18 protein-coding genes are annotated in these 20,354 nt (G+C 72.4%); 12 read left to right on the top strand and 6 right to left on the bottom strand.

The window, feature by feature from the left end; translation table 11 throughout:
• Window positions 1–52 precede the first annotated feature (52 nt).
• The 3 genes from ACIRJP_RS21690 to ACIRJP_RS21700 all read right to left on the bottom strand — a co-directional run bounded on the left by ACIRJP_RS21690 (window position 53) and on the right by ACIRJP_RS21700 (window position 2,576).
• Window positions 53–484, bottom strand: a complete 432-nt coding sequence (locus ACIRJP_RS21690) for a DUF3995 domain-containing protein (RefSeq protein ID WP_404176467.1) — start codon at window positions 482–484, stop codon at window positions 53–55.
• 191 nt (window positions 485–675) lie between these two features.
• Window positions 676–1,923, bottom strand: a complete 1,248-nt coding sequence (locus tag ACIRJP_RS21695) for a sensor histidine kinase (RefSeq protein ID WP_404176470.1) — start codon at window positions 1,921–1,923, stop codon at window positions 676–678.
• A complete protein-coding gene (locus tag ACIRJP_RS21700) occupies window positions 1,920–2,576 on the bottom strand; it encodes a response regulator transcription factor (protein WP_404176473.1) in 657 nt (218 codons plus the stop codon). The genes ACIRJP_RS21695 and ACIRJP_RS21700 overlap by 4 nt, the downstream gene beginning before the upstream one ends.
• 166 nt (window positions 2,577–2,742) lie before the next feature.
• On the opposite strand from ACIRJP_RS21700, the gene ACIRJP_RS21705 reads away from it, so the two are divergent.
• The 5 genes from ACIRJP_RS21705 (at window position 2,743) to ACIRJP_RS21725 (ending at window position 7,221) form a co-directional block, all read left to right on the top strand.
• Window positions 2,743–3,267: a hypothetical protein gene (locus ACIRJP_RS21705; protein ID WP_404176476.1), complete on the top strand. Its 525-nt coding sequence runs from the start codon at window positions 2,743–2,745 to the stop codon at window positions 3,265–3,267.
• Window position 3,268: 1 nt separating this feature from the next.
• Window positions 3,269–4,417, top strand: a complete 1,149-nt coding sequence (locus tag ACIRJP_RS21710) for a peptidoglycan-binding protein (protein WP_404176479.1) — start codon at window positions 3,269–3,271, stop codon at window positions 4,415–4,417.
• Entirely contained in the window at window positions 4,414–5,142 is a 729-nt protein-coding gene (locus tag ACIRJP_RS21715; protein ID WP_404176483.1) for an ABC transporter ATP-binding protein, read from the top strand. Before ACIRJP_RS21710 ends, ACIRJP_RS21715 begins: the two co-directional genes overlap by 4 nt.
• Complete coding sequence (locus tag ACIRJP_RS21720; protein WP_404176486.1) at window positions 5,139–6,332, top strand: ABC transporter permease; 1,194 nt, start codon at window positions 5,139–5,141, stop codon at window positions 6,330–6,332. Before ACIRJP_RS21715 ends, ACIRJP_RS21720 begins: the two co-directional genes overlap by 4 nt.
• Window positions 6,333–6,579: 247 nt before the next feature.
• Window positions 6,580–7,221: a superoxide dismutase gene (locus ACIRJP_RS21725; protein WP_404176489.1), complete on the top strand. Its 642-nt coding sequence runs from the start codon at window positions 6,580–6,582 to the stop codon at window positions 7,219–7,221.
• Between the two features lie 187 nt (window positions 7,222–7,408).
• Here ACIRJP_RS21725 and ACIRJP_RS21730 read toward each other — a convergent pair whose 3' ends face one another.
• Window positions 7,409–8,281 (bottom strand): alpha/beta fold hydrolase, encoded by an 873-nt coding sequence (locus ACIRJP_RS21730; protein ID WP_404176492.1) that lies wholly within the window; start codon window positions 8,279–8,281, stop codon window positions 7,409–7,411.
• A gap of 200 nt (window positions 8,282–8,481) precedes the next feature.
• Window positions 8,482–9,150 (bottom strand): O-methyltransferase, encoded by a 669-nt coding sequence (locus tag ACIRJP_RS21735; protein ID WP_404176495.1) that lies wholly within the window; start codon window positions 9,148–9,150, stop codon window positions 8,482–8,484.
• A 75-nt stretch (window positions 9,151–9,225) separates the two neighbouring features.
• Between ACIRJP_RS21735 and ACIRJP_RS21740 the strand changes: the two genes are divergently transcribed.
• From ACIRJP_RS21740 to ACIRJP_RS21760, 5 genes are all read left to right on the top strand, one after another.
• Window positions 9,226–9,876 (top strand): CatB-related O-acetyltransferase, encoded by a 651-nt coding sequence (locus ACIRJP_RS21740; protein ID WP_404176498.1) that lies wholly within the window; start codon window positions 9,226–9,228, stop codon window positions 9,874–9,876.
• On the top strand, window positions 9,873–10,712 hold the full coding sequence (locus ACIRJP_RS21745) for an MOSC domain-containing protein (protein WP_404176501.1): 840 nt from the start codon (window positions 9,873–9,875) through the stop codon (window positions 10,710–10,712). Before ACIRJP_RS21740 ends, ACIRJP_RS21745 begins: the two co-directional genes overlap by 4 nt.
• 288 nt (window positions 10,713–11,000) lie before the next feature.
• Complete coding sequence (locus tag ACIRJP_RS21750) at window positions 11,001–11,654, top strand: TOPRIM nucleotidyl transferase/hydrolase domain-containing protein (protein ID WP_404176504.1); 654 nt, start codon at window positions 11,001–11,003, stop codon at window positions 11,652–11,654.
• 35 nt (window positions 11,655–11,689) lie between these two features.
• Window positions 11,690–11,872: a hypothetical protein gene (locus tag ACIRJP_RS21755; protein ID WP_404176508.1), complete on the top strand. Its 183-nt coding sequence runs from the start codon at window positions 11,690–11,692 to the stop codon at window positions 11,870–11,872.
• A gap of 108 nt (window positions 11,873–11,980) precedes the next feature.
• Window positions 11,981–15,538, top strand: coding sequence for a hypothetical protein (locus ACIRJP_RS21760; protein ID WP_404176511.1), 3,558 nt, complete (start codon window positions 11,981–11,983; stop codon window positions 15,536–15,538).
• Between the two features lie 76 nt (window positions 15,539–15,614).
• On the opposite strand, the gene ACIRJP_RS21765 is transcribed toward ACIRJP_RS21760, so the two are convergent.
• Complete coding sequence (locus ACIRJP_RS21765; RefSeq protein ID WP_404176514.1) at window positions 15,615–16,265, bottom strand: disulfide bond formation protein DsbA; 651 nt, start codon at window positions 16,263–16,265, stop codon at window positions 15,615–15,617.
• Window positions 16,266–16,397: 132 nt separating this feature from the next.
• On the opposite strand from ACIRJP_RS21765, the gene pepN reads away from it, so the two are divergent.
• Window positions 16,398–19,019: an aminopeptidase N gene (gene pepN / locus ACIRJP_RS21770; protein ID WP_404176517.1), complete on the top strand. Its 2,622-nt coding sequence runs from the start codon at window positions 16,398–16,400 to the stop codon at window positions 19,017–19,019.
• A gap of 188 nt (window positions 19,020–19,207) precedes the next feature.
• On the top strand, window positions 19,208–20,296 hold the full coding sequence (locus ACIRJP_RS21775) for a hypothetical protein (protein ID WP_404176520.1): 1,089 nt from the start codon (window positions 19,208–19,210) through the stop codon (window positions 20,294–20,296).
• Window positions 20,297–20,354 lie beyond the last annotated feature (58 nt).

Genomic DNA, 20,354 nt, shown 5'->3' on the forward strand with positions numbered 1-20,354 from the left:
CGGTGCTCCGGACCGCATCGTGGCGGCGGCATCGTCACCGCCCGTCAGCCGGCTACCCGCTGCGCCGGGCGGTGGCGATCGCGGTCGAGGCGGCGAGCGCGAGGCACAGCGGCGAATAGGCGAGCCGGTCGAGGCGCCGGAAGCGGGGGGAGGTCGATCCCGCAGCCAGCAGGTCCGTCCGCCCCGACAGCCCGGCCGCACCGCGCAGAGCGAGTACGCCCGCGACGCCGGCCGCACCGAGCCGGGACAACGCCGGGCGCCGCCGCGGTCTGCCCGCGACCAGCAGTGCCGCGGTCCCCAACGCGCCCGCCACCGCGAAACACGCCACCGGGCCCGGCGGATCCGGGCGGCCGACCACCACGTCGGAGAAGGTTTCCCGGTCCGGCAGCGGCCATGCCGAGCCCAGCCCCCATGCGACATGCAGCCCGGCAAGCGCGGTCAGCGAGGTGACAGAGAACCGGCAGGCAGCATGCTCGATCGTCATGGCACTAACGCTAACGCCCGGATTGAGCGTCGCCAGGGCCGGGGGCACCGCACCCGCGACGTCCCGTGGTGCCCGGTCCGGGCCTCCGCGCACCATCCGGGAATTCGGATGACGGCCGAACCGGCACGGGCAGCGAGTGGGGGTGGCGGTGTGGCCTCGTTGTTCGTAGTGGCTGGTCCGGGATCTCCTGGCTATCCGCCGAACTCACCGCTGCGACAAGGAAGTTCGACGCGCACGGTGAGGCCGCCCCCGGCCCTGGGGACGGCGGCCACCCTTCCGCGGTGCGTGACGGTGATCGTCCGGACCACCGCGAGTCCGAGCCCGGCACCGTTGCCGCGGTGTTCCTGGCCACGATGGAACGCCTCGAACAGGGCCGGAATCTCGTCCGGGGCCAGCACGGGACCGGTGTTGGCGACCTCTATGTAGGCCGCGGCGTCCGTGGTGCCGGTGACCACCGACGCCGTGCCGTCACGGTGGTTGTGCCGTACCGCGTTGGCCAGCAGGTTCAGCGCGATCTGCCGGATCAGCGCCGGGTCGCCCGCGACCGGCGCGGGCTCCGGTGTGCCGGTGACCCGGATACCGGCCGCGCGGGCCTCCTCGGCCAGGTCCGCCAAGGCGTCCCGGGCGGCGTCCGCGAGGTCGGCCGGCTGTGGGACCGAGGTCTCGGTCCCACCGCGCGCGAGCGTCAGCAGTGCCGCGATCAGCCGTTCGGTACGGGCGTTGGCGTCCAGCGCGCGCTGCACAGCGGGCTTCAGGTCGGCGGGAACCCGGCCCTGCGCCAGCGGGATCTCCAACGCGGTGCGCTGGAGGGTGAGCGGCGTACGCAGTTCGTGCGAGGCGTGCGCGGTGAAGCGGCGCTGCGCGGTGAAGCTGCGGTCCAAACGGTCGAGCATCGCGTCGAAGGTGTCGCCGAGTTCGCGGACCTCGTCGTGCGGGCCGGTCAGGCCGAGCCGTTCGTCCAGCGTGTTGCCGGTGCTGATGCGCTGGGCCGCCGCGGTGACCTGGCTGAGCCGGCGCAGAGAGCGGCGGCCGGCCCACCAGGCGAGTACGGCGGCGAGCACGGTGAAGGCCACGAGCATCAGCAGGGACCGCAGCAGGAGGCCGTCGAGGACACTGTTCTGGAAGTCGTCGAAGTTGTGCGCGGCGTCGACTGCTGCGGCGTCGGTCGATCCCGGCGCCTCGGGCGGCCCGGCGCCCTCGGCCCGCGCGGCGCCGGAGCCTTGCGCCGGCGTGCCGGCCTCCCCCGTGCCGGCCTCGGACGTGACAGCGGCCGGCACGACCAGATCGCGGTACGCCTCAAGGAGTTGCCGGGAGCTCAGCCAGTTCAACAGGAGCAGCCCGCAGCCGAGGACCGCGAAGACAGCCGTCGTCACCAGCGTCAGCCGGCCGCGCAGCGGCAGCCGGTGCGGCGACAGACGGACGAGCCCCGCGCGCTTCACAGCCGGTACCCGTAGCCGGGGTCGTGGACGATCAGCGCGGGTTCGCCGATCTTGCGGCGCAGTGCGTGCACGGTTACCCGGACCGCGGTGGTCGCCGGATCCAGCGCGGTGTCCCACAGCGCATCCCGCAACTGTCCGGTGGCTACCGGGGCGCCGTCCGCGGCGAGCAGCAGTTCCAGGACACCGAGCTCCCGGGGCGTGAGCTTCAGCGGCCGGCCGTCTCGTTCGGCGACTCTGCGCACGGTGTCCAGACTCACCCCGTTCCTGCTCAGCACCGTGCTGGAGCTGCCGCCCGGGGCTCGCCGCCCCAGCGCGCGCAGCCGGGCCACCAGCTCCAGGTACGAGAACGGCTTGGCCAGGTAGTCGTCGGCGCCCTGGCCGAGCCCGTCGACCAGGTCGGAGAGGGTGCCGGCGGCGGTCAGCATGAGGATGCGGGCCGGGTAGCCGACCGTGTTCAACGCCCGGCAGACCGCGTCACCGCTCCGCTTGGGCAGGTCCCGGTCCAGGATCAGGACGTCGTAGTCGGTCGCGGCCGTCAGCTCCAGCGCGCGGGCGCCGTCGTGCGCGACATCGCAGACCATGCCCTCGTCGCTCAGGCCCTCGGCCAGCATCGCGGCCAGATCGGCCTCGTCCTCGACGATCAGCACCCGCATTCCGCTCTGCTCCGTTCTGCCGCACCTCGCCCCGCTGAGCGGTGTGGCCGCCAGTCTGCCCCCACGGGGGTTAGCCGGCGGTTAGTCCGGCGCTGACAAGTGGCTAACGCGCGGGTCCATAGAACTGTCGGACGTCATCGTCGACATCCGGCAAGGAGCTCAAAAAATGCACGGTCTAACCCGACGGACCCTCCTGGCGTCAGCCGTCATGGCGGCGGCACTGCTGCTGAGCGCCTGTTCCTCGGACGACTCGGCGCCCAGGGTGGCCGGGGACAACGGCGCGAAGAAGACCGAACAGCAGGACGGTGCCGCACTCCGGCAGGCCTGGGTCGATTGCATGCACAAGCAGGGGCAGACGCAAGTCGAACAGGACAAGGACGGCAACATCACCTTCCCGGCGTCCAGCGCCGACGGCAAGTCGGCCGAGGGGTACGAGAAGGCCGCCAAGGTCTGCGACGCCAAGGTCCCCGGTGTCCAGCAGGTCACCGGGAAGACCGAGGAAAAGCTCGCCAAGCAGGCGCGCGCCTTCGTCGCATGCGCACGCAAGAACGGTTACCCGGACATCCCCGACCCCGACCCCCGGACGGCCGTCGTCACCTTCACCAGGGCGACGTTCGACGCGGCCAAGTGGGAAGCCATCCAGCCGGCCTGCGGCAAGCTCCCGATGCCCGGCTACACGATCGGCGAATGACATGAGCCGCACCGACAAGACCGCTGCCCCCGCCGACAGCACGCCGGCCCGGGCACCGAGGAGCCGCCGCAACGTCGTCGTCCCACTGCTCCTGATCGCCGTGCTCGGCGGTTCGGCAGCATTCGCTGTGATCCGCCCCTGGGAACGCGGAGAATCCACTACCGGGCAGGCGCCCGTCGCCTACGACGTCGTCGCGGTCGAGAAGGGTTCGCTGTCCACCGGCATCCAGGCCGGCGGCGCACTCGGCTTCGACAACCCCACGCCCGTCGTCGCCACGGGCCGGGGCACGCTCACCGCGCTGCCCGCCGTCGGCACCGTCATCAGGACCGGCGGCAGGCTCTACGAGGTCGACGGCCGGCCCGTGGTGCTCCTCAAGGGCGAGCGGCCGATGTGGCGCGACCTCGGCCCGGGGACGACCGACGGCCCCGATGTCGAACAGCTCAAGCGCAATCTGATCGAGCTCGGCCATGCCGAGGGGCTCGGCCTGGCGGCCGACCAGAGGTTCACCCCGGGCACCGCCACCGCGGTCAAACGCTGGCAGAAGGCGCTCGGTATGCCGCAGACCGGCACGGTCACGCTCGGCAGCGTGGTCATGCTGCCGCAGGCCACCGCACGCGTACAGCGAGTCGGCGCGCAGCTCGGCGCGGCGGTCGGGACCGGTTCGGTCCTGACCGTGACCAGCACAGATCTGGTGGCGACGGTGCAGCCCGCCGAGAACCAGCTCTCCCGTTTCAAGCCCAACGGCAAGGTGACCGTGAAGCTCACGGAGGGCGGCACGATCGACGGCCGCATCCGCTCCCTGGTCCGTGGCGGCGCGGGGGGCGAGGAAGGCGGGTCGGGCGGCGGCAGCGGTGACGGCTCGGACAAGACCACGGTCACCATCGCCCTGGACGGCCAGCGCCTGGCCAGAAAGTCCGGTCCCTCCTCGGTGGTCGTCAGCGTCGTCGGAGACAGCGTCAGTGATGCACTCATCGTGCCGGTCACCGCGCTGCTCGCACTGGAAGGCGGTGGCTACGGCGTGAAGGTGGCAGACGGAGCCGACGCCACCACCGCCCGGCTGGTCAAGGTGCAGCTGGGGCTCGTCGCCGACGCCAAGGCGCAGATATCCGGCGGCATCCGGGCCGGCGACCAGGTGGTGGTCCCGAAGTGACGGCCTCTCAGCCTTCGGGCGAAGCACCGGTCCTGGAGCTCACCGGCGTCGTCAAGGAGTACCCGGGCTCGCCGCCGCTGCGCATCCTGCACGGCATCGACCTGACCGTCGAGGCGGGCGAACTCCTCGCCGTCGTCGGCCCGTCCGGCTCCGGCAAGTCCACCCTTCTCGCGCTGCTCGGCTCGCTCGACCGGCCCACCGGCGGCCGGCTCCGATTCGAAGGGCGCGACTTGTCCAGCCTCTTGGACCCCGAGCTGGCCGCCTTGCGCGCGCACCGGATCGGCTTCGTCTTCCAGCAGTTCTTCCTGCTGTCCGGGCTCAGCACGGTCGAGAACGTCGCCACCGGTCTCCTCTACAGCGGCGCGCCCGTCTCCGTGCGTCGTGCCCGCGCCGCCGAAGCGCTCCGCGAAGTGGGCCTCGGCCACCGGCTCGGCCACCGTCCCGACCAACTCTCCGGCGGCGAGAAGCAGCGGGTCGCCATCGCCCGCGCGCTCGTCGGACGCCCCGCACTGCTGCTGGCCGACGAGCCCACCGGTGCCCTCGACAGCGTCTCCGGAGCGTCCGTCGTCGACCTGCTGCGCACCCTGAACGCCGACGGCACCACGGTCGTCGTCATCACCCACGACCGCGACCTTGCCGCGTCCTTCCCCCGGCGCATCGGCATCCACGACGGCCGCATCGGCTTCGACGAACGCGGCGCGCACCCGGCGGGAGCGGCCCTGTGACGTCCCCCCTGCGCCGCACCCGGCTGCGTCCGACGGACCTGCTGCGCCTTGGCATGATCGGTCCGCGCACCCGGAAGATGCGCTCCGCGTTGTCCGCGCTCGGCATCTCGCTCGGCATCGCGGCCGTCATCGCGGTGACCGGCATCTCGCACTCCAACCAGGCCCACCTGCTCGAACGGCTCGACCAGCTCGGTTCCAACCTGCTCACCGTCGCCCCCGGCAAGGGGCCCGACCAGAAGACGGTGCCGCTGCCGCTCACCGCCGAGAAGATGCTCGCCAACATCGCCCCTGTCCAGCAGGTCACCGCGACCGGGGCCACCACGGCCCATGTCTACCGCAACGACCTCATTCCGGCGGAACGGACCGGCAGCATCACCGTGTTGGCCGCTCGGCTCAACCTGCTCAGCGCCCTGCGCATGCACATGAAGAGCGGGCACTGGCTGGACCCGGCGAGCGAGAACCTCCCGGTGACCGTACTGGGCGAGCAGGCCGCGCAACGGCTCGGCGTGAGCGGGCCGGGCGAGCGGGTGTGGCTGGGCGGGCGGTGGTTCGTCGTCGGCGGAATCCTGGCGCCGAACGAACTCTCCCCCGAGCTCGCCACCGCCGCCCTCGTCGGCTGGCCCCAAGCCACCGCCCACCTGGGCGCGGACGGCACCGCCGTCACCATCTATCTCAGGACGTACCCGGAACGCGTCCCCGACGTGCAGGCGGTGGCCGGGGCCACCGCGGACCCCGCCAACCCGAGCATCGTCGCGGTCAGCCGCCCGTCCGACCTGTACACGGCACGCGCGGAGGCGAAGAACGCCCTCACCGGGCTGGTCCTCGCCCTCGCCGGAGTCGCCCTGCTCGTAGGCGGCGTCGGCATTGCCAACACCATGGTGGTGGGCGTGATGGAACGCCGAGGCGAGATCGGACTGCGTCGCGCGCTGGGCGCCCGAGGTGGCCAGATCGCCGTGCAATTCCTGCTGGAGGCCGTCCTGATGGGCTTCATCGGCGGCGTCGGCGGCCTGATCATGGGCGGCCTCACCGTGTACGGCTACGCGTTCGCCCAGGGCTGGCCGGCATCGATCCCGCTCTACACAGTCGTCGCCGGACCGCTGGTGTCGGTTCTGGTGGCCGCCCTGGCCGGAATCCACCCGGCGCTGCGCGCCGCCAAGGCGTCCCCGACGGACGCTCTCCGTTCGGCCTGACGACTCACGCGCGACCCCGGAGGTCTTGCCGCCCGGCGCCGGTCCACCCGGCGCCGGGGACGGCGCCCAGGCCCGCACCAGCCCCCGCGAACGACGAGGCCGCGCCTCCGGCAGGGCCTGCCCGGCCACTGTCACGAGGACGGTACTAGGCCCAAAGGCTGATCACTTCGCCCCACCTCCTGCTGTTAGCCTGCTCTTGCACATAGGTTGCAATAACAACAATGCAGCAGCTGGAGGGTTCGACCACATGGCCACGTACACGCTTCCGGAACTCCCGTACGACTACGCGGCGCTCGAACCGGTCATCAATCCGCAGATCATCGAGCTCCACCATGACAAACACCACGCCGCGTACGTGAAGGGCGCGAACGACACCCTGGAGCAGCTGGCGGAGGCGCGCGAAAAGGAGGCCTGGGGAGCGATCAACGGGCTCCAGAAGAACCTCGCGTTCCACCTCTCCGGCCACATCCTGCACTCGATCTACTGGCACAACATGACCGGCGACGGCGGCGGCGAGCCGCTCGCGGCGGACGGTGTCGGTGACCTGGCGGACGCGATCACCGAGTCGTTCGGCTCGTTCGCCGGTTTCAAGGCCCAGCTGACGAAGGCCGCGGCCACCACGCAGGGCTCCGGCTGGGGCGTCCTGGCGTACGAGCCGGTCAGCGACAAGCTGATCGTCGAGCAGGTCTACGACCACCAGGGCAATGTCGGCCAGGGATCCGTCCCGGTCCTGGTCTTCGACGCCTGGGAGCACGCCTTCTACCTCCAGTACAAGAACCAGAAGGTCGACTTCATCGAGGCGATGTGGGCCGTCGTCAACTGGCAGGACGTGGCGAAGCGTTACGCGGCTGCCAAGGAGCGCGCCGACGTACTGCTGCTCGCCCCCTGACCGGGGGCCACAAGTACGCCCTGCCTCGTGATCGTCTTCTCAACCTTCACCGGGCAGGCGGATGAAGGGAGGGCCCTCGCCTGGACGTGACAGGCGAGGGCCCTTCTGTCATGTCCGAGGACTCAGGGGGTCACAGGGGGCTCGTCCCGACGTGACAGATGGGGACCCTACCGGCACGTCCAAAAACTCAGGGGGTCGCACCGCGCTCCAGCAGCATGCTCAGCACCTGCTCGGCGTGGGTCCAGAGCACCGCCCCACCCACCTCCGGGACCAGGTGCCGGACCGCGCCCGGGATGCGCGAGGCCAGCCGGACCCCCTGGTCCGGCGAGTGACCGGTGTCCTTCTCCCCGTACCAGAGGTCGACGGGTACGGAGATGTCCGACAGCCCGATCCCCCAGCGCCCCATGGCGAGGACGGTGTCCCGGGCATATCCGGCCGCCCCCTGCGCGAAGGCTTCGTCGAGTGCACGCCGGTACGCCGCGGCGAACGCGGGCTGCCGGTACACATCGAGGTCGCACTCCGGGCTGCCGGACATGACCATGTCCCACATGCCCTGCGGGGTGAACCCGGCGAAGACCTGCTCGGCGGCGGCCGGATCGGACACGGCCAGGCCGACCAGCCCCCGCAGCTCCTCCGCAAGCGCATCGGCGAAGCCCGGCTCCGCGACCTCGTCCGCACCGGAGACCACCGCGAGCGCCCGGACCGCCCCGGCGGCGGCGCACGCCAGGGCGAAGGGCGCCCCCTGCGAATTGCCGACCATCAGGGGCCGCCCCAGGCCGCGCAGACCGGCGAACGCCCGGATGTCGTCGACGAAGTCACCGAACGTACGCCCCGACGCGGGCGAGGAGACTCCCAGACCGGGGCGGTCGACGGAGATCAGCCGTACCCCGAGTCCGTCCAGCACATCGGCGCCGAAGCCGAGATGCCTGCTGGTGGCCGCCCCGGGCGAGAACAGCACCGGCACCCCGTCCTCCGGTCCCCACTCGGCCCAGCCCAGCAGCCGCCCTCCCGGAAGCCGCTCGGTACCAATACGAACCGGGTCACTCACACGCAAACTCATACACCCGATCATGGCCGCCCCCACCGCACCGGTCGAACGCTTTTCCCGCCGACGCCACCCTCTGCCGGGTTGCACGAGGGGCAGGTCAGCCGGGCAGCGGGCCGCCGACCTCCGGCACGGGGACCGCCTTGCCGGGGTCGGGAGCCTTCGCACCATCGACGCGCGTCGAACGCGCGATCGTATCAACGCGACCCCGGGGCCTACCCGGTGACCAGCACCATCATCAGCCCGTCGTACCCCTTGCTCCCGACGGTCTGCAGCGCGGTCGCTGTCAACGTCGGCTCGGCCGCCACGAGTTCGGTGAACCGGCGCACGCCCTGCACCTTCGGGTCTTCGCTCTCGCCGTCCACAACGTCTCCGTCGCGTACGACGTTGTCGGCGACGATCAGGCTGCCGGGCCGGGTCAGCTTCAGGGACCAGGCCAGGTAGTCGGGGTTGCTCGGCTTGTCGGCGTCGATGAACACGACGTCGAACGGCCCGTACCCCTGCGCCGCGAGCTCCGGCAGCGTGTCGAGGGCGCGGCCGATCCGGATCTCGACGACGTCCGTGAGCCCGGCCCGCTCGATGTTGGCCCGCGCGACCTCCGCGTACGCCGGATCGGCCTCCAGCGTCACGACCTTGCCGCCCTCCGGCAACGCGCGGGCCAGCCAGATGGTGCTGTAGCCGCCCAGGGTGCCGATCTCCAGCACGGTGCGCGCCCCCTGGAGCCTGGCCAGCAGGTTCAGCAGCTTGCCCTGGTTGGCGGCGACCTGGATCGCCGGGAGCCCGGCCCCGTCACTGGCTTCCACGGCCGCGTCCAGGGCTTCGTCCGGGCCCACCAGCAGACCGTTGAAGTAGTCGTCGACCTCGGTCCATTGTGCCGGCGTCACGGCGTACCCCTCTCCACTCTTGTCAGTTCCTAAAAGAAACTTACATCATGCGAGGTGGATGCGATGATGAGCCCCATGACCCCAGTCCCTGCCGACCCCACCGTCCTGCACCCGATGCCCGGCCAGCCCCGCGTCGTACTGCTGAAGCCCCTGGTGAAGTCCGAACTGATCGAGGTCGGGGACTTCTCGTACTACGACGACCCGGACGACGCGACCGGGTTCGAGACCCGCAACGTGCTGTACCACTACGGCCCGGAGAAGCTCGTCATCGGCAAGTTCTGCGCGCTCGGGACCGGTACGCGGTTCATCATGAACGGCGCCAACCACCGGATGGACGGCCCGTCCACGTTCCCGTTCCCCTCCATGGGCGGTTCCTGGACCGACCACTTCGATCTGCTGACCGGACTGCCGGGCCGTGGCGACACGGTCGTCGGCAACGACGTCTGGTTCGGCTACGGCTCCATGGTGATGCCGGGCGTACGGATCGGGCACGGCGCGATCATCGGCGCCGGCTCCGTCGTCACCTCCGACGTACCCGACTACGGCATCGTCGGCGGCAACCCCGCCCGCCTCATCCGCACCCGCTACGACGAGGAGACCGTCGCCCGGCTCCTCGCCGTCGCCTGGTGGGACTGGCCCACCGACCACCTCACCCGCCACATCCGCACCATCATGTCCGGCAGCGTCGACGACCTCGAAGCGGCCGCCCCGGAGGGGACACCATGACGATCACCGTCCGCGAGCTGGCGTACTACCCCGTCAAGGGCTGCGCCGGGACCATGGTCGACTCCGCGCAGGTCTTCGGCACCGGCCTCGAACACGACCGCACGTTCATGGTGGTGGACGCCGCCGACGGCGCCTTCCGCAGCCAGCGCACGCACCCCGCGATGGCCGCGATCGGGGTGGAAGTCCTGGACGGCGGAGCGGCGTTGGCCCTGACCGCCGGGGGCGTCGAGCCGTTGCGCCTGGACATCGACCGGGACGGCGCGCGCCGTGACGTCAGCATGTTCGACCGGCCGCTCGGCGTGGCCGCCGACCAGGGCGACGAGGTCGCGGAGTGGTTCTCCGACGCGCTCGGCGCGAAGTCCCGCCTGGTACGGGTGGTTCCCGGCTTCGACCGGGACGGCTGGGGCGACACCCCCGGCAAGGTCAACTTCGCGGACGCGCACGCGGTGCTGGTCGCCTCGACCGCCTCCTTGGACGACCTCAACGCCCGCATCACCGCCCGGGGCGACGCCGAGCCCGTCCCCATGAACCGCTTCCGCCCCAACATCGTCCTGACCGGCGACGACGAACCCCACTTCGAGGACCGGGTCCGCCGGATGACCATCGGCTCCGTCGAACTCGCCCACTCGGTACGGGCGACCCGGTGCGCCGTCCCGATGGTCGACCAGGCCACCGGCCACCGCGCGGGCCCGGAGCCGATCCGGACCCTGTCGACGTACCGGCGCGAACCGGAGTACGGCAACCGGGTCAGCTTCGGCGCGAAGAACGCGGTGGTGTGCGAGGGCGTGCTGACCGTCGGGGACGTGGTCGAGGTCGTGGAGTGGCTCAACCCGTAAAGACGATGGCCGGGCTGCTGCTGCCAGCAGTGTTTCGTCAGGTTCCGGTGGTAGTACCCGGCGGTTGACCGGAGCCGACGGCCCGCAGGAGCCTCGGTCCCTGCGGGCCGTCGGGAGGTGGGTTGGGGAACTCGGGGGAGCTGATCGTCGCCTTCTCAGGGTTCACGTCGTCGTACACGGCAGACGGCACGGCCCGACAGGGCCGGGCCGGTGCACGACACGGGTCGGGAAAACGTGTGTGCGTACGGGATCCCGGCCGTGCAGGATGGCGTCGGAAAGCGAGGTCTCGTGGACGAGTTGAGGCGATTCCGTCAGGCGGCGGTCGCATGGGCGGCCGGCGGGGCGGGTGCTGACGCGGCAGCCGAGGCGGCGGAGGAACTGGCCGGTGGTGTGCGTACGGTCGTGCTCGTCGAGGGAAGCAGCGACCAGGTCGCGATCGAGGCCCTGGCCGCCCGCCACGGCCGCGACCTCGGCGCGGAAGGCGTCGCGGTGGTACCGCTCGGCGGCGCGACGAGCATCGGGCGCTTCCTGAACGTGTGCGGCCCGCCGGGGCTCGGCCTCCCGCTGGCGGGGCTCTGCGACATCGGCGAGGAGCGGCACTTCCGGCGCCACCTGGAACGGGTCGGGCTCGGCTCCGGCCTCACCCGCGCCGGACTGGAGGCCCTCGGGTTCCAGGTGTGCGTCGCCGACCTGGAGGACGAGCTGATCCGCGCCCTCGGTGCCGATGGCGTACAGCAGGTGATCGAGGACCAGGGCGAGATGCGCCCCTTCCTCACGTTCCAGGGCCAGCCGGCCCAGCGGGAACGCCCCGTGGAACACCAGCTGCGCCGGTTCATGGGCACGCACAGCGGCCGCAAGGCGCAGTACGCGCAGGCCGTGATCGCACACCTGGACCTCACGCACGTACCCCGACCTCTGGAACGCCTCCTCGCGAACGTCTGACGCAGCCGCCCCGGCATCGTCGGCGGCCCCTCTTCGTGAAGCCGGGTACTGGGGGCGACGCGATCGGCTCCGTCGACGGCTACAAGCTGCGGTCCACCTCCCCCGCCCTGAACAACGGCTCCGTGATCAGTGGCAACGGAGGCCGCGACCACTGGGCGAATCCCCTGTCCACGACCACGAAGCCGCACCGCGGCGCGTACAACGGCCCCGGCGTGTAGCCCCGGGATACTCCTGTCCAGTGGTCACCTCGCCCCGTGGTGACCACGCCGCCGGCGCGGCCGAAGGTGCTGCGGGTCATGTCAGTCGTCGGATCTAGCATGGCGGCCATGGCAGTCACGGCGTTCAGGTCACAGGCGCAGGCGGGAGCGGCGGAGCGGATGCTGCGCGGTGTTCTCGACGCCGCCCGGGGTACGGACGGGGCGGGCCCGGCTGAAGAGGGCGCCGCTCTGCGGGCGGTGGAGCGGGGGCGGCCCGCGCGTACGGTGGCGGCGAAGGTCTCGGCGGCCGGCGGGGTCGATGGTAAAGCGGCGAGAACACTACGGGAGTTGGCGGCAAGTCGGCTCGGGGCCGACATGGACCGGTGGCGCGGGCTGTACGACGCGCTTCCCGGGTACCGGGGCGAGCTGACCGCGCTGCTCGCCGAGCAGCCGTCGCCCCTGGGGTCCATGGACACACTCCGTGCGCCCGCGCCCCGCAGCGTCCACGCCACACTCGGGCTGCTCCTGGAGCACGCCGAGCCCCGCGATGCCGCCGCCGCGCTGGCCGCGCTGCCCGAGCGGTTGACGGCGGACCTGCTCGCCGGCGGGGCACCGCCCGCGCCTGCCCTCGTGGCCGCCGTGCTCGACCACGGCGACAGCCGTTCCCGTACCGCGCTGGCCGGACATCCCCGGCTCGACGCCCGGGTGCTCGCCCGGCTGGCCGCGATCGGTGACGCCCGGGTCTCGGCCGCCGTCTACCGCAACCCCCGCACCACCGCGTCGCTGCGCCGCGCCATCGCGCACCGGACCGACACCGTCCCCCTCGACGACACGCTGCTCGCCGAGCTGACGGCACCGCACGGCGATGTGCCGCTCTCCTGGCTGGCGCCGCTGCTCGGCTCCGGCGACCCGCAGCTCGTGAGCCTCGCGCTGCGGGTCGGGTTCCGCCAGGTCGCGCAGCAGTACGCGCTGTTGCGGGTCTGGGAGCGGAGCGGCCCGGAGGCCGTACGCGCACTGCTCGACGACCCTGCCGCCGCCTGGCTGAGCCGGGCCGTCGTGACCACGCTGACCGACGCCCTGTCCGATGCGGACGGCGACACGGACGGCAATACGCACGGTGAGGCGGGCGGCGACACGGGCGGCGACGCCCTGCGCCGGCTGCGCGCGGAGTGCGAACCGTACGAGGACCCGGCCCGGCTGCCCGCGCTGCTGGCCACCGCGCGGGGCACCAGCACCCTGCGCGATCTGCTGGCCGAGCCGTACGCGCACGATCTCGACGCCCTGGCCGCCGCCCACGCCGCGACCCCGTTCATGCCGAAGGCCTGCGAGGAACTGGCCCGCCACGAGGCGGCGGACGACGCCCAGCGCCTGGCATTCCGGCTGAGCGTCCTCAACGAGCCGTGGCGGGCGGGCGGACGCCGTGCGGGCAACAGCACCCCGCCCGCGCGGCGCCTGGCCGATGAGGCGCTCGACGACAGCGCCACCCGCTGGGCGCAGGGCATGGCGGTCGCGGGCCTCCTCGACCCCATCGAGCTGGTGCGCACCGCGCGGCCCGCCATCCACGCCGTGGCCGCGCTCGCCCGGCTCGCCGAACGGAACCTGCTGGGCGCGGCGTCCACCGCCGAACTCCGCGCACTGGCCGCAGCCCACCTGGGCGAACGGCCGCACGCCTGGGCGACGCTCGACACCCTGCTGCCCGAACACGACGGAACCGTCGCGGAGTTGATCACCGAGGCGGGCGCGGCCGCCGTCGAGGAGACCGTCGAACCCGGGATGCCGGCCGCGGCGCCGTCGCCCAGGCCGCCCCTGAACCGTGTCGACCGGGTCCACGCCCTGCCCGCCCTCGACCTGCTGTACTCCCTCGCCCCTGCCGAGGCACCACGGCCCACAGCCCCCGACGTGCTGCGCGCGCTGTCCGTGTACGACTGGAACGACGCGCCCGGCCTCGCCACCCCGGACTGGTTCGCCGACGCCTGCGCCGCCGAAGGCATCCCCGCGTCCGAGGACGGCTATGTGTACGCCGCGCCCAGCCTCGCCGAGATACGCGCGAAGCTCCCGGAGTCGTACGGATCGAGCACACACCTCACCGAACACGCCTACCGCCAGGGCGTGTTGCCCGCGGACGAGCTGCTCACCATGCTGCCCGCGCACCGACTGCTCCAGCTCCCCCACGACTGGCGGCGGCTAACGTTCGCGGCGGCATGGCCCTCCGCGCTCGCCCGGCGGCTGCGCTCCGAGCTCGGCACCGACCCCGACGCCTGGCTCCGCCTGGCCGCGACGGTGACGGCGTCCGAAGCCGCCGCGGAGGGGCTGACCTGGGCGGAGTTGCTGGGGCGCGCGCAGTCGCGGTCCGGCGGAGCCGCCCCGGCGGCGGACGGCGGGCCACTCGTGTCGAAGCCCGGACCGGGCACACCCGACGAGGCGATCAACCTCCTGGAGCGCGGCAACCACTTGTGGGCGTGGCCGGTGGGCACCCTGCTCTGCCTGGCCGACGCCGAGGTCGTCGACGCCGTGCTGCCCCGGCTCGGCCCCGACGGGCCCTGGCTCCTGGCCGCGTACCTGCTGCGGTACGACCGCACGCCGCTCCGGGTCCTCGACCGGCTGCTGGCCCGACGCGACCGCGACGCACTGCGCGTCCTCGCCGCGCAGTCCCGCTGGATGAAGAGGAACGGAGCGGTCGAGCGCCTCGTCGACCTCGACGACCCCGACGTGGACCTCGCCCTGCTGCGGCACTGGAACCCACGGCACCTCGTCCACCGGATCGTGGCCCGCTCACGGCCCGTCGCCGGGAACACGTCGCTGGGCGGCCGGGTGCTGGCCGACTGGCGCGCCCGCGGCTCCGCCTATCCGGCCGGGGGCTCGGTATGGCTCTGCTCCGCCGAGCCCGACCTCGTCGAGAAACTGCTCGTCAGGGAAGGAACGAAGCTCGGCCTCGGCCATCAGCTCCTGGGCTGTCTGCGGCTGTTCGAGCACGGTGGCGCCGACCGGCTGGCCCGCGTCGCGGGCGCGGACCTGCTGGGGCGGGCCGCCACCACCGTGTGCGCGAAGGCCCTGGCCGCCGCCGACCCCGCCGCCGTGCTCCGCGCCCGGCTCGACCGCGAACTGGCTCCGGGGAAGCTCGTCACGAAGCTGCGGCGTGCCCCGCACGCCGCGCAGGCGCGCGAGATCGTCGGGTCGCTCCCGCCGGGCGAGGCCGTGGACTGGGCGGCTCTCGAAGCCGCCCACGCCGAGGAGCCGATCCCGTACTGGTCCGACGTGGTCCGCCTCGACGACGTACCCGAGGAGGTCCGGCTGCGGCACGCGGCGCTGTTGCACGAGCCGGATCCCGACGGGCTGTCCGGGAGCGTGCGGCTGACCCGGGAGCGGGCCCGGCACGGGCTCGGCGGCCTGTACCACTGCGCGCCGACCACCCAGCTGGACGGCCTGCTCGCGGCGGGCCTGCTGACCGGCGCGGACCTGCTGCGGTCGGCGGCCCCTGCCGCGCGCATCCTCGCCTACCTGAGCGGGACCGCCCGCCGCACCGACGCACCGCCCGAGGCCGCCGCCGCCCGGACCGGCCTCGCCGAACTCGTACGCTCCCGGCTCGGCACGGACGAGACGGCCTGGGCCCGCGTCGCCGAGCGGCTGACCGGGCTGGACCCCGCGTGGGAGCCCATGTCACCGGCGGCCGCGCTGCTCGGCGAGTGATCCGCCGGCCCCGCGGGGCGATGCGGGGACGGGCGGCCGCCGCCGGGTCCCGCACCGCGCGGTGCACGGTGCGCGGTCAGTCGAAGATCGGGCCCTGCGTACGGGTCCGCTTGATCTCGTAGAAACCGGGGATCGACGCCACCAGCAGCGTGCCGTCCCACAGCTTCGCCGCGTCCTCGCCCTTCGGGGCGGGGGTGACGACCGGGCCGAAGAAGGCGATCTGCTCGCCGTCCGCGCCGGGGACGGCGATGACCGGGGTGCCGACGTCCTGGCCGACCTTGTCGATGCCCTCCTTGTGGGAGGCGCGCAGCTCGGTGTCGTACGCGTCCGAGTCCACGAAGTCCGCCAGCTCGACCGGCAGGCCGACGTCCTGGAGCGCGCCCTCGATCGCCTCCCGGGTGGGGCCCTCGTCCTGGTTGTGGAAGCGGGTGCCGAGCGCGGTGTACAGCGGGCCGACGATCTCGTCGCCGTGCTTCTGCTGGGCGGCGACGACTACGCGGACCGGACCCCAGCCCTTCTCCAGCAGCTCGCGGTACTCCTCCGGCAGCTCGTCGATCCGGTCCTCGTTGAGTACGGACAGGCTCATCACGTGCCAGCGGACCTCGACGTCGCGGACCTTCTCCACCTCCAGCATCCAGCGGGAGGTCATCCAGGCCCAGGGGCAGAGCGGGTCGAACCAGAAGTCGACGGGGGTCTTTCCGGTCGTCGCCGTGCTGTTGTCAGACATGTCTCTCCTCATGAGGGCGTTCGCACCTGTGGCGCAGAACGTTCACGGACGCACCGCTCATTCCCACCTGCCGGGCCGAGTGACGGCATGGGAGGATCAAAGTATTCGAACGTGACACAAAGGAGTGCACCCGTGCCCGGTGAGAACCTGTCCCGCGACGAGGCCCGCGAGCGGGCCGAGCTGCTCAGCGTCGACGGCTACGAGGTCGATCTCGATCTGCGTTCCGCCGTCGACGGGCCCGACGGGGACGGGGACGCCGCCTCCGGCCCGCGGACCTTCCGCTCGGTGACCACGATCCGGTTCCGCAACGCGCGGGCGGGGGCGTCGACCTTCGCGGACCTCGTGGCGCCCGCCGTGAACACGGTGACGCTCAACGGGCGGCAGCTCGACCCCGCCACCGTCTTCGACGGCACCCGGGTGGCGCTGGACGAGCTGCCGGAGGGCGAGAACGTCCTGGTGGTCGACGCGCAGTGCGCGTACAGCCGGACCGGCGAGGGCATGCACCGGTTCGTGGACCCGGAGGACGGCGAGGTCTACCTCTACACGCAGTACGAGCCGGCCGACTCGCGGCGAGTCTTCGCGAACTTCGAGCAGCCCGACCTGAAGGCCCCCTTCCGCTTCCAGGTGACGGCGCCCGAGAGCTGGACGGTCTGGAGCAACGGGGCACAGGAGTCGCGGGACGGCGGGGTCTGGCGGTTCGCCGGGACGAAGCCGATCTCCACGTACATCACGGCGATCGTCGCCGGTCCGTACCACTACGTGACGGACTCCTACAGCCGCACCTTCGAGGACGGCACGACGCTGGAGATCCCGCTCGGCGCAATGTGCCGCAAGGGACTCGCCCGGCACTTCGACGCGGACGACATCTTCCTGATCACCAAGCAGGGCCTGGACTTCTTCCACGACAACTTCGACTACCCGTACCCGTTCGGGAAGTACGACCAGGCGTTCGTGCCGGAGTACAACCTCGGCGCGATGGAGAACCCGGGCTGTGTCACGTTCCGCGAGGAGTACATCTTCCGCGGCAAGGTGACGCAGGCCTCGTACGAGAGCCGGGCCAACGTCATCCTGCACGAGATGGCGCACATGTGGTTCGGCGACCTCGTCACCATGCAGTGGTGGGACGACCTGTGGCTGAAGGAGTCGTTCGCCGACTTCATGGGCGCGTTCTCCATGGTGGAGTCGACCCGCTTCGAGAACGGCTGGATCACCTTCGCCAACAACCGCAAGTCCTGGGCGTACCGCGCCGACCAGCTGCCCTCCACGCACCCGATCACGGCCGACATCCGTGACCTGGAGGACGCCAAGCTGAACTTCGACGGCATCACGTACGCCAAGGGCGCCTCGGTGCTGAAGCAGCTGGTGGCGTACGTGGGGCGGGACGCGTTCCTGGAGGGCGCCCGGCGCTACTTCAAGAAGCACGCCTACGGCAACACGCAGCTGGGCGATCTGCTGTCCGTGCTGGCCGAGACGTCCGGGCGCGACATGACCACCTGGTCGCGCTCCTGGCTGCAGACCGCGGGCGTCAACTCGCTGACCCCGGTGGCCACGTACGACGCGGCGGGCCGGGTCACGGAGCTGGCGGTCCTCCAGGAGGCGGCCGAGTCCCACCCGGAGCTGCGGCCGCACCGGGTCGCTGTCGGCCTGTACCGGCGCGCCGCCGACGGCGACCTGGTGCGGTACGCCCGCGCCGAGGTGGACGTGGCCGGGCCGCGCACGGTGGTCGGGGAGCTGGCTGGGGCCGAGCGGCCCGAGCTGATCCTGGTCAACGACGACGACCTCACGTACTGCAAGGTCCGCTTCGACGAGGTTTCCCTGGCCACGCTGAGGGCGCACCTCGGCGACATGACCGACCCCCTGGCACGGGCGCTGTGCTGGTCCGCGCTGTGGAGCATGACCCGGGACGGGCTGATGCCGGCCCGCGACTTCGTCTCCCTGGTGATGGCCTTCGCCGGCCGGGAATCCGAGATCGGCGTGCTCCAGATGCTGCACGCCTGGACCCGGACCGCGCTCACGCAGTACGCGACGCACGAGTGGCGCGAGGAGGGCGGCCGGGCGCTGGCCGAGGGCGCGCTGCGGGAGCTGCGGGTCGCCGATCCGGGCAGCGAGCACCAGTTGGCGTGGGCGCGGTTCTTCGCGTCGGTCGCCGACTCGGAGGCGGACTTCCGGCTGCTGTCGGGGCTGCTGGAGGGCTCGGCCCGGATCGACGGGCTCGACGTCGACCAGGAGCTGCGGTGGGCGCTGCTGTCCCCGCTCGCCTCGCACGGGGTGGCCGACGAGTCGGTCATCGATGCCGAACTGGCCCGCGACGACACGGCGTCCGGCAAGCGGCACCAAGTGCGGTGCCTGGCGTCGCGGCCCTCCGCCGCGGTGAAGGCGCAGGCGTGGGCGGGCGTGGTGGAGTCGGACGCGCTGTCCAACGCGCTGGTCGAGGCGACGATCGCGGGCTTCGCCCCGTCGTCGCAGCGGGAGCTGCTGGCGCCGTACACGGACAAGTACTTCGACGCGATCGAGCGGGTCTGGGCCGAGCGGTCGATCCAGATCGGGGTGATCGTGGTCAAGGGCCTGTTCCCGGCGCTCCAGGACGACCCGTCGACGCTGGCCGCGACGGACGCCTGGCTGTCCGCCCACGAGGACGCGGCGCCGGCTCTGCGCAGGCTGGTGCTGGAGGCGCGGGACGACCTGGCGCGGGCACTGCGGGCGCAGGCGTGCGACGCGGGCGCGGCGGAGGCCGAAGCCAGGGCCGCGATCTGACGGGGGCGGGGTCGGGGTGGGGCCGGTGCGTCCGGCCCCATCCCGTCCCTGCCCGTCCGGCTGCCGAACGGAATCGCCGGGCCTTTCCGGTCGTCGAACGCGCGTACTTTAGGACGGCGTTGTCCTGAATTGTCGACGAGCGTGTAACAGGGGTTAGCGCCGCGACGGCTTGCGGGATACCCCGGAACATGACCCAGAACACGCCGCTCTCCCCCTGTCACCCCCGCACCTGTGGCGACGTCCGCCAACGCGTGCTGTCCGCAGCACAGTTGAGGGCGCGGGGGGTGTCCGCGTCCATGGCCGCCGCGCGTTGCGGGGACGGCGGGCCGTGGCAGCAGCCGCTGCCCGGCGTGTACGTACTGCACCCGGAACCGCCCACCGGCGAGGAACGACTGGTCTCCGCACTGCTGTACGCCGGCCGGCCGCCGGCCTCCGGCCGTCGGGGCGTACCGGCGCAGCCGGAGGCCGGGCGGGACGCACCGGCGCAGCCGGATCCCGGGTACGGGGAGGCCATGGTCACCGGGCTCGCCGCGCTCGCGCTGCACGGGTTCGCCGCCGCCCCGGCGCCCGGGCCGGCGGCCGCCATCGACGTACTGGTGCCGCGCACCCGGCGGCTGCGCTCGGTCGGGTACGTGCGGCTGGTGCGCTCCGCCGGAACGGCCCGCGCCGAGCAGGTGCGCGGCCTGCCCGTGGCTCCTGTGGAGCGGGCGCTCGCGGACGCGATCGCCGGACTCCAGGACCCCTTGGCCGTACGCGGGCTGCTCATCGAGGCGGTTCGCGGCGGGCACTGCGAACCGGCTGTCGTGGCACGCGAGCTGAGCCGCGCCAAGCTGCTGGGCCGGCCCCAGGTGGTGGCGGCCGTCGACTCGTTCCTCGCCGAGGGGCGGGCAGTGGCGGAGGGCCGCCTCTACGACCTGGTGCGGATGTACGAACTGCCGGAACCGCTGTGGAACGTGGAGCTGCGCCTGCCCGGCGGCCCCCGGCTCGGCGGCGTGGACGCCTACTGGCCCGAGCAGGCGGTCGCCGTGGAGCTGGACACCCGGGCGCCGCGGCTCGGCGGGGCCGGCGACGGCCGGCATCGGGAGGAGCGCGGGGTGCAGTGGTCCGCGTACGCCGCCCGGCGGGAGCACCTGGAGGGGCTGGGCATCACCGTCGTCCACCTCACGCCGAAGAAGCTCCGCGACGCGAGCGAGCAGCAGGCGGTCGTGGTCCGTACGGCGCTGATGGCGGCGGCCGACCGCGAACCGGCCGCGCAGGTGGTGGTCCTGCCCCGTTGAGAAAGACGAAGCGGGTCACAGGCGTGTCACAGGTGCCACTTATCGACCGTTTCATCCA

It is taken from the genome of Streptomyces sp. NPDC102437 (assembly GCF_044765565.1).
In the GTDB taxonomy this organism is placed as follows: domain Bacteria; phylum Actinomycetota; class Actinomycetes; order Streptomycetales; family Streptomycetaceae; genus Streptomyces.